The sequence below is a fragment of the Candidatus Krumholzibacteriota bacterium genome (genome assembly GCA_016932415.1).
In the GTDB taxonomy this organism is placed as follows: Bacteria; Krumholzibacteriota; Krumholzibacteriia; order Krumholzibacteriales; family Krumholzibacteriaceae; genus Krumholzibacterium.
In genome coordinates this window covers 1-5,653 of the sequence record JAFGCX010000005.1, presented here as the reverse complement: position 1 = coordinate 5,653, position 5,653 = coordinate 1, and the positions used below count along the sequence as shown (strand labels likewise).

Annotated in this window: 6 protein-coding genes; 2 read left to right on the top strand and 4 right to left on the bottom strand. The window is 52.2% G+C overall.

Annotated elements, in window-relative coordinates; all coding sequences use genetic code 11:
• Positions 1-1,764, bottom strand: a 1,764-nt coding sequence (gene iorA / locus JW814_00565; protein MBN2069919.1) for an indolepyruvate ferredoxin oxidoreductase subunit alpha, incomplete at its 3' end; no start/stop codon positions are given.
• A gap of 199 nt (positions 1,765-1,963) precedes the next feature.
• Between iorA and JW814_00560 the strand changes: the two genes are divergently transcribed.
• The gene (locus JW814_00560; protein ID MBN2069918.1) at positions 1,964-3,151 is read left to right on the top strand and encodes a reductive dehalogenase; all 1,188 of its coding nucleotides are present in this window, start codon (positions 1,964-1,966) and stop codon (positions 3,149-3,151) included.
• Here JW814_00560 and JW814_00555 read toward each other — a convergent pair whose 3' ends face one another.
• The 3 genes from JW814_00555 to JW814_00545 form a co-directional block, all read right to left on the bottom strand.
• Positions 3,152-3,658 carry a hypothetical protein gene (locus JW814_00555; protein ID MBN2069917.1) on the bottom strand — a complete coding sequence of 169 codons (507 nt, stop codon included), beginning with the start codon at positions 3,656-3,658 and terminating at the stop codon, positions 3,152-3,154. It abuts the gene before it with no gap.
• A 44-nt stretch (positions 3,659-3,702) separates the two neighbouring features.
• A complete protein-coding gene (locus JW814_00550; GenBank protein ID MBN2069916.1) occupies positions 3,703-4,377 on the bottom strand; it encodes a hypothetical protein in 675 nt (224 codons plus the stop codon).
• Between the two features lie 75 nt (positions 4,378-4,452).
• Entirely contained in the window at positions 4,453-4,830 is a 378-nt protein-coding gene (locus tag JW814_00545; GenBank protein MBN2069915.1) for a hypothetical protein, read from the bottom strand.
• Between the two features lie 183 nt (positions 4,831-5,013).
• Between JW814_00545 and JW814_00540 the strand changes: the two genes are divergently transcribed.
• A partial coding sequence (locus JW814_00540) for a hypothetical protein (GenBank protein MBN2069914.1) occupies positions 5,014-5,653 on the top strand: 640 nt, incomplete at its 3' end.

Here is a 5,653-nt window from a genome sequence, read left to right as displayed (position 1 = left end):
GACCTTGACTATAGCTCCGACAGGGCATACCTGGGCGCAGATAGTACATCCGGTGCAGGTGGTCGTGTCTATCAACGATTTATGCTTACCCTTCTCGTTAGTCTCCGGAGCGGCTGAGATCGAGGGGCAGCCGACCCTGAAACAGGCATGACATGCTATACATTTATCAGTCACTACCGTGTAAGGGATATCCCTGATCTTCGAAGGGAAGAGCATGCAAGGCCTTGTCGTTATTACCACCGAAAGGTCATCGCGATCCACTTCTTCCTTCAGGACCGATACCGTCTCATCGAGGTCATAGGGATCGACAGTCCTTACATGTTCAACGCCGAGGGATTCGCAGAGCTTCACCAGATCGACAGGTTTGGTCTTTTCACCCATAAGAGTCTTGAGCGTCGCTGGATTGTCCTGGCCCCCGGTCATTGCCGTTATCCCATTATCGGCGATCACGACAGTGATCGTGCTCTTGTTAAAGACGGCGCTGGCCAGGCCGGTAATGCCGGAATGAAGGAATGTGCTGTCTCCGAGAAGGGCGACAGCTTTCTTTTCGGTCTTTCCCGCTTTCTCGATACCGAAGGCGTGACCGATGGAGGCTCCCATGCAGAGGCATGTGTGTATCTGGCTCAGCGGGGGCAGCCCTCCAAGGGTATAACATCCGATATCTCCGGTAGTGTAGACGCCTATCTTTTTAAGAGCCACCATAAGGCCCCTGTGCGGGCAGCCCGAACAGAGTACCGGCGGCCTTGGAAGGACAGCTTCCGTCTCCGGAATCGATTTGAGAACGGAACTGTCGAGTACACCGGCCTTTACGAACCCTTCCCGGACCCTGTCAATATTGAGTTCCATAAAGTTTGAGAAATATTTTTTACCTTCGACTTTTATTCCCGCAGCCGCGATCATCTCTTCGTAGAACGATTCGAGTTCTTCAACAACGAAAAGCTGGTCTACTTCAGCGGCAAAAGCCCTTATCTTCTCCATAGGAAGAGGGAATCCCATGCCGAGTTTGAGTATGCTCGCTTCAGGCATCGCTTCGCGGGCGTACTGGTAGGCGACGCTTCCCGTCACGATCCCGATTTTCTTGTCTTTCCATTCTATCCGGTTGAGGTCGGTCTTTTCGGCGTAAGCCTTGAGTTTTTCCAGCCGTTCGATAACGAGTCTGTGCCTTTTGATCGCGTGTGCGGGGACCATTACATATTTTTCAATATCTGGTACAAAACCTCCCTTTTCCACCGTTTCCCGCTCTCCTATGGAGACGAGACCCTTCGAATGGCAGATACGGGTCGTGACTCTCAGGAGGACCGGAGTGTCGAACTCTTCGCTTATCTCGAACGAGTACTTTACGAAATCCTTTGCTTCCTGGCTTGTCGACGGTTCGAGAACGGGGATCGAGGCGAATTTTCCATAGAACCTGTTATCCTGCTCGTTCTGCGATGAATGCAGGCTCGGATCGTCTGCAGAGATTATTACAAGGCCGGCATTGACGCCTGTATATGAAAGAGTCATAAAAGGATCGGCCGCGACGTTAAGGCCGACATGCTTCATCGCGGCAAGGGACCTGGCGCCGCCGTAACTTGCTCCGACAGCGACTTCGAGAGCTACCTTTTCATTTATCGCCCATTCGGCATAGACGTCGTCCTTAAAAAACCGCGCGATCGTCTCTAGGATCTCGGTGCTCGGTGTTCCGGGATATGCAGAGGCGAACTCGCCGCCGTACTCGTACATGCCGCGGGCTATCGCCTGGTTTCCGGAAAGCAGCATTTCCATATCGGGTTTCCTCCTGGGGGGTGTATAATTTATTAGTAGCAGTAAAAAGCGTCTGTAAGACACAGCTTTTATAATGTACAGTAAACGCCTGTAAATATCAATGGATTCCTTCAACAGCCGGGAGGAAGAATTTATTGGTATTGTGCCGGGAATATCTATATTATCCATGGAGTTACTCATATCTTGAAGGAAACGGGGAATGACGGCGATACCGACATACACGATCGAGGGGGAGATATCGAGGTTCGACGAGAGGGATACCGTCTTCTCGCGCGAGGCGCTTGTGGAAGGAAGCGTCGAGGAAGTCGAATACCATCTTGTCCATCCCGAAAAGATCGAGATCGACAGGCGACTTGCCCGTTTTATCAGGGCTAAGATGGAAAGGTCGTCCGACACAGATGAGATCGCCAGGGCTATCTATGAATCGCAGTTCATACCCTCAGCGGCGCTTGCTCTTCCAGACATGGTCGATGGCCTTCCCGCGAGGGAAAAGGCCAGATGGAATCCTGAAGAGGCGAAAGAAAAGATCAGGGAATTCGCACTGTTTCTCGGAGCTGACGATGTGCGTATCGGGCCCCTGAAAAAGGAATGGGTCTATTCGCACAGGGGGTCGAGGCCTTTTTTTAACGGGGGATACGCCAACCCCCCATACTTCGAGGGTATTCCGGAGAATTACCAGGGGGCAAGGTATGGAGAGCGGATAGAACTGGATCATAACTGCGCTATTTCAATGGCTTTCCGGCAGTCGAAGGCGATGATCGATACCGGGTCGAGCCGCGCTGTCGATCTTGAGACGGGCAGAATATATGCCAGGTCGGTCCTCGTCTCCGTGCAGCTTGCCAGGTTCATAAGGGCGCTTGGATACCCCGCGCGTGCGCACCACCTCAGGAATTACTGCATCCTGGCTGTGCCCGTAGCGGTAGATGCCGGTATCGGAGAGCTGGCCAGGTCGGGGTATCTTGTAAGCAGGAGGCTGGGGGCCAATTTCCGGCTTTCGACCGTCACGACCGCGATGCCTCTCGAATTCGACGAACCGGTCGATCTTGGAATACAGGATTTTTGCGATAAATGTAAAAAATGCGCCGTGAACTGTCCCTCGGGGGCGATCTCGCGCGGAGAGAAGATCGTTGTAAGGGGGATCCGAAAATGGCAGATAGACCCCGAGGCGTGTCTTAAGTACTGGGGTCATACCGGGTATACCTGTTCGATCTGCCAGTCGGTATGTCCCTGGACGAAACCACCGACCCTCTTTCACAGGATGATCGCTTCGGCGGCTGTCAATCTGCCGTGGATAAGGAGAGCCCTGGTCCTCGGAGATGATATTGTATATGGAGCAAAGTTCAGGCCGGCCCCTGTTCCGGAGTGGCTCCGCGATCCCGGTGACTGATCAATCATCCTCCTCATACCAGACTGTCCACAGATCACTTGATCCTCTGCCGGCGGTTATGAAGAAGGCGCCGAAATTTTCCGGCCTGTTTTCCCGGGGCGCGTGGCCACCGATCTCTCCGGTGAGAAGATTCAGGCGGAGAAGATCGAGAATATCATCGGCAGGTGGAGCGATCCGGAAAATAACGCTGAATTCGGGCCAGCACGGGCCACTTACGACGTGAATGATATCGGAACGCCCGGCGATCGGGATATCGAGGGAATCGAGTCTCGCGGTAAGATCGAGGGCGTAGATTGTAAATGCGGCTTTTCCCCGGTCACTGGTAGATTTGATCGTTATTCTGAAGGGAGTTTGCTGCAAAACGGACAGATCATTCATCTCAAGCCCGGCCCGTATCGTGTCGAGCGCGCATCCTCCGACCCGTTTATTCTCCCTGTCAGAGGAATGGATGCCGCATCCGGTAAGGATCACGAAGAAAAAAATTATAACGGCGCTGATCTTTGACATGACGGGACCTCCGGAACCTTCTCCCAGGCGGGACCTTGCGATCCTTAATATTTTCTGGGAGGCTTAAGCCACACCTTTATTCCTATCCGCAGCTCGATTGAGGAAAAACCGTCGTTCATATCCCTTTCATAACGGTCGATTATACCATCATAATCGCTTTCCACGGTGAAAGGAGAACTGTATCTTTCGTTGAGGATAAGAGGCGTCCAGACAGATTCAGCCATTATATCGATATATTGGCCGACCCTGTGTTCAAGCTGAAGAAGAATTATCGCCTCCGGGCCGTCAAGCTTTCCCGCCTCTCCCGAAAGCTGCGTCTTGCCGTAACCTATGCCGACCCCGACATAAGGGACGAGACTCTCTTTCCCGGGCCTCAGGCATCTTTTTGCTATGACGGCGAAGCCATAATGAACGATCGTACCACTGAAATCCTGGAATTCATTTTCGTACCGGAAAGAAGGATAGCGCGAGAGGTTCATGCCGATCTCAAAAGACCATTTTCCTTCCATCAGCGAACGGCCCAGAGATACCGCCGCGCAATACCCGGGGGATAAGCCGTCGCGCCCCTGGGCGGCCAGTTCGTCGGAAAGATTCCGCAGATATGGCTGACTGACCCCGCCGGACAGTTTGAAATAATATTCGCTTTCCCTCTCCTGTGACAACGCGTTTCCCGAGATCAATCCGGCAAGCAGAACCGTTGCCAGGATATGCTTTATCATTTTTTCTCCCTGCAAGGCCAGAGGTTCAGGTCCTTGGAAGGTCATGTCTTACTCCGACGCCGGGGCCCGAAAATATCACGAGATCCCGGGGCTGATATTCTTCTCTATCCACTCCCTGAGCTGGTCGATCGGGATAAGTCCCGAATGCCTGGCGACAGGTTCCCCGGCAAGGAATATTATCAAAGTGGGGACAGCTGAGACAGCTTGCGCCGTGGCAGCCTCCGGGACCTTGTGGATGTCGAGTTTATAAAAATCGATAGTCTCTGTATAGTCGGGGCCGATCTCGTTAAGCAATCCTCCCATGACCTGGCATGATGAACACCAGAGATGGAAATAATAAACGAGAGACGGAGTATTGCTGCCCGTTGCCTTTTTATACCCGGCCAGGTCCTGAAGAGCTACAGGCTCTCCCGGTTTTACTTCGAGGCCTAAAAGCCTTTTGAAAAACCCCATATTGATACTCCTTTCCCGGTTGGAAGAAATATACCACGCGAGACCGGTAATGACCAAAGATTAAGTGTCGCCGCATAACAGGCCGAAAAAAAGAAAAAAAATGGCGCAAAAAACCGTCCCGGGAAATATAATAGGAAAAGGAAACAATGATCACGCCCGGGCAGAGACAGAAAGGTGTATGAGATGTTTTTAAGAAAGATCTTTTTATCGATTCTTTCCGCGGTTCTTTTATTCGCACTTTCTCCGGCAGGTCAGCTTGAAGCGGCAGTGGCTGAAGAGGAGGTCATAGAAGGGCTTCTCCCTGGCAGCGGTGCGATCGCGGGGTGGGAGAGGGACGGAGAGATGATTTCATATATGGCAGACGACCTCTGGGAATATATAAACGGATCGGCAGAGAATTTCCTCGCGTATAATTTTCAAAAAGTCGTCGCGCAACATTACGTCAATGGTGCCGGAGGCGAGATAAAAGTCGAGATATACGCCCATGAGACGCCTCTTATGGCATTCGGGATCTACTCGAGGTACAGGACGGCGGAAAGCAGATTTTCGGATACGGGGAACGAATCGTTCGGAGATGATTATTCTCTCCATTTCTGGAAAGGAAAATATTACGTCAAGATCAGCGCGTATGATGAGGGAAACAGTTCAATCGAGGCTTTCGCGCAGCAAGTAGCCGACCGGATAAGCGAAGCCGGGGCTGTTCCCGAAGAGATCGAACTTCTCAGGGTCGACGGACTGTCCGAAAAGAGCATAACGTACCTCACTGGCGGAGTGCTCGGAAGCGGTGAACTTCCACCGGCGTTCACTGCCGATTATGATATCG